The organism is Streptococcus sp. HMSC065E03 (assembly GCF_001815045.1).
Classification (GTDB): Bacteria; Bacillota; Bacilli; order Lactobacillales; family Streptococcaceae; genus Streptococcus; species Streptococcus parasanguinis_AD.
The window spans coordinates 1-3819 of sequence record NZ_KV818836.1 but is presented as its reverse complement, the minus strand read 5'-3'; the positions used below and the strand labels follow the sequence as shown (position 1 = coordinate 3819).

Below are 3819 nucleotides of genomic sequence, written 5' to 3'. Positions count from 1 at the left end.
CCGGGTTAGAGTGGCCATAACACAAGGGTAGTATCCCAACAACGCCTCCATCGAAACTGGCGTCCCGATCTCAATGGCTCCTACCTATCCTGTACATGTGGCACAGACACTCAATATCAAACTGCAGTAAAGCTCCATGGGGTCTTTCCGTCCTGTCGCGGGTAACCTGCATCTTCACAGGTACTAAAATTTCACCGAGTCTCTCGTTGAGACAGTGCCCAAATCATTACGCCTTTCGTGCGGGTCGGAACTTACCCGACAAGGAATTTCGCTACCTTAGGACCGTTATAGTTACGGCCGCCGTTTACTGGGGCTTCAATTCATACCTTCGCTTACGCTAAGCACTCCTCTTAACCTTCCAGCACCGGGCAGGCGTCACCCCCTATACATCATCTTACGATTTAGCAGAGAGCTGTGTTTTTGATAAACAGTTGCTTGGGCCTATTCACTGCGGCTGACTGAAAGCCAGCACCCCTTCTCCCGAAGTTACGGGGTCATTTTGCCGAGTTCCTTAACGAGAGTTCTCTCGCTCACCTGAGGCTACTCGCCTCGACTACCTGTGTCGGTTTGCGGTACGGGTAGAGTATGATTAACGCTAGAAGCTTTTCTTGGCAGTGTGACGTCACTAACTTCGCTACTAAACTTCGCTCCCCATCACAGCTCAATGTTACAGAATTAAGCATTTAACTCAATTCACACCTCACTGCTTAGACGTGCACTTCCAGTCGCACGCTTTAGTTAGCCTACTGCGTCCCTCCTTCACTACATACTCTAGTACAGGAATATCAACCTGTTGTCCATCGGATACACCTTTCGGTCTCTCCTTAGGTCCCGACTAACCCAGGGCGGACGAGCCTTCCCCTGGAAACCTTAGTCTTACGGTGGACAGGATTCTCACCTGTCTTTCGCTACTCATACCGGCATTCTCACTTCTATGCGTTCCAGCGCTCCTCACGGTACACCTTCTCCACACATAGAACGCTCTCCTACCATACCTATAAAGGTATCCACAGCTTCGGTAAATTGTTTTAGCCCCGGTACATTTTCGGCGCAGGGTCACTCGACTAGTGAGCTATTACGCACTCTTTGAATGAATAGCTGCTTCTAAGCTAACATCCTAGTTGTCTGTGCAACCCCACATCCTTTTCCACTTAACAATTATTTTGGGACCTTAGCTGGTGGTCTGGGCTGTTTCCCTTTCGACTACGGATCTTAGCACTCGCAGTCTGACTGCCGACCATAATTCATTGGCATTCGGAGTTTATCTGAGATTGGTAATCCGGGATGGACCCCTCACCCAAACAGTGCTCTACCTCCAAGAATCTTAATGTCGACGCTAGCCCTAAAGCTATTTCGGAGAGAACCAGCTATCTCCAAGTTCGTTTGGAATTTCTCCGCTACCCACAAGTCATCCAAGCACTTTTCAACGTGCCCTGGTTCGGTCCTCCAGTGAGTTTTACCTCACCTTCAACCTGCTCATGGGTAGGTCACATGGTTTCGGGTCTACGACATAATACTAATCCGCCCTATTCAGACTCGGTTTCCCTACGGCTCCGTCTCTTCAACTTAACCTCGCATCATATCGTAACTCGCCGGTTCATTCTACAAAAGGCACGCTCTCACCCATTAACGGGCTCGAACTTGTTGTAGGCACACGGTTTCAGGTTCTATTTCACTCCCCTCCCGGGGTGCTTTTCACCTTTCCCTCACGGTACTGGTTCACTATCGGTCACTAGAGAGTATTTAGGGTTGGGAGATGGTCCTCCCAGATTCCGACGGGATTTCTCGTGTCCCGCCGTACTCAGGATACTGCTAGGTATAAAGACTATTTCGAATACGAGGCTCTTACTCTCTTTGGCTGACCTTCCCATGTCATTCTTCTATAATCTTTAAGTCCACATTGCAGTCCTACAACCCCGAAAAGTAAACTCTTCGGTTTGCCCTCCTGCCGTTTCGCTCGCCGCTACTCAGGCAATCGCTTTTGCTTTCTCTTCCTGCAGCTACTTAGATGTTTCAGTTCACTGCGTCTTCCTCTACCTATCCTTAACAGATAGGAGTACTAGCCATCAGCTAGTGGGTTCCCCCATTCGGACATCTCTGGATCGTCGCTTACTTACAGCTCCCCAAAGCATTTCGTCGTTTGTCACGTCCTTCTTCGGCTTCTAGTGCCAAGGCATCCACCGTGCGCCCTTATTAACTTAACCTTATTTTTGGTCTTGCGACCTAAACTCTTTAAATATTTACAGCGTTTCGGTTTATTTTCTTGTTACTATTTGATATAGATATTCAATTTTCAATGTTCAATCTTAACACCCTTACAGTGTTAATGGAGCCTAGCGGGATCGAACCGCTGACCTCCTGCGTGCAAAGCAGGCGCTCTCCCAGCTGAGCTAAGGCCCCACAAGACCTCTCAAAACTAAACAAGACCAACGTACAGGTTTCCATTTCCTTAGAAAGGAGGTGATCCAGCCGCACCTTCCGATACGGCTACCTTGTTACGACTTCACCCCAATCATCTATCCCACCTTAGGCGGCTGGCTCCAAATGGTTACCTCACCGACTTCGGGTGTTACAAACTCTCGTGGTGTGACGGGCGGTGTGTACAAGGCCCGGGAACGTATTCACCGCGGCGTGCTGATCCGCGATTACTAGCGATTCCGACTTCATGTAGGCGAGTTGCAGCCTACAATCCGAACTGAGACTGGCTTTAAGAGATTAGCTTGCCGTCACCGACTCGCGACTCGTTGTACCAGCCATTGTAGCACGTGTGTAGCCCAGGTCATAAGGGGCATGATGATTTGACGTCATCCCCACCTTCCTCCGGTTTATTACCGGCAGTCTCGCTAGAGTGCCCAACTGAATGATGGCAACTAACAATAGGGGTTGCGCTCGTTGCGGGACTTAACCCAACATCTCACGACACGAGCTGACGACAACCATGCACCACCTGTCACCTCTGTCCCGAAGGAAAACTCTATCTCTAGAGCGGTCAGAGGGATGTCAAGACCTGGTAAGGTTCTTCGCGTTGCTTCGAATTAAACCACATGCTCCACCGCTTGTGCGGGCCCCCGTCAATTCCTTTGAGTTTCAACCTTGCGGTCGTACTCCCCAGGCGGAGTGCTTAATGCGTTAGCTGCGGCACTGAGTCCCGGAAAGGACCCAACACCTAGCACTCATCGTTTACGGCGTGGACTACCAGGGTATCTAATCCTGTTTGCTCCCCACGCTTTCGAGCCTCAGCGTCAGTTACAGACCAGAGAGCCGCTTTCGCCACCGGTGTTCCTCCATATATCTACGCATTTCACCGCTACACATGGAATTCCACTCTCCCCTTCTGCACTCAAGTTAAACAGTTTCCAAAGCGTACTATGGTTAAGCCACAGCCTTTAACTTCAGACTTATCTAACCGCCTGCGCTCGCTTTACGCCCAATAAATCCGGATAACGCTCGGGACCTACGTATTACCGCGGCTGCTGGCACGTAGTTAGCCGTCCCTTTCTGGTAAGTTACCGTCACAGTGTGAACTTTCCACTCTCACACTCGTTCTTCTCTTACAACAGAGCTTTACGATCCGAAAACCTTCTTCACTCACGCGGCGTTGCTCGGTCAGGGTTGCCCCCATTGCCGAAGATTCCCTACTGCTGCCTCCCGTAGGAGTCTGGGCCGTGTCTCAGTCCCAGTGTGGCCGATCACCCTCTCAGGTCGGCTATGTATCGTTGCCTTGGTGAGCCGTTACCTCACCAACTAGCTAATACAACGCAGGTCCATCTCTTAGTGATGCAATTGCACCTTTCAAGTCAACATCATGCGATGTCGACT

1 tRNA gene and 2 rRNA genes are annotated in these 3819 nt (G+C 50.2%); all 3 read right to left on the bottom strand.

The window, feature by feature from the left end:
- Positions 1-2204, bottom strand: a 23S ribosomal RNA gene (locus HMPREF3002_RS00105); the annotation flags it as partial.
- Between the two features lie 123 nt (positions 2205-2327).
- Positions 2328-2400, bottom strand: a tRNA-Ala gene (locus HMPREF3002_RS00100).
- A gap of 53 nt (positions 2401-2453) precedes the next feature.
- Positions 2454-3819, bottom strand: a 16S ribosomal RNA gene (locus tag HMPREF3002_RS00095); the annotation flags it as partial.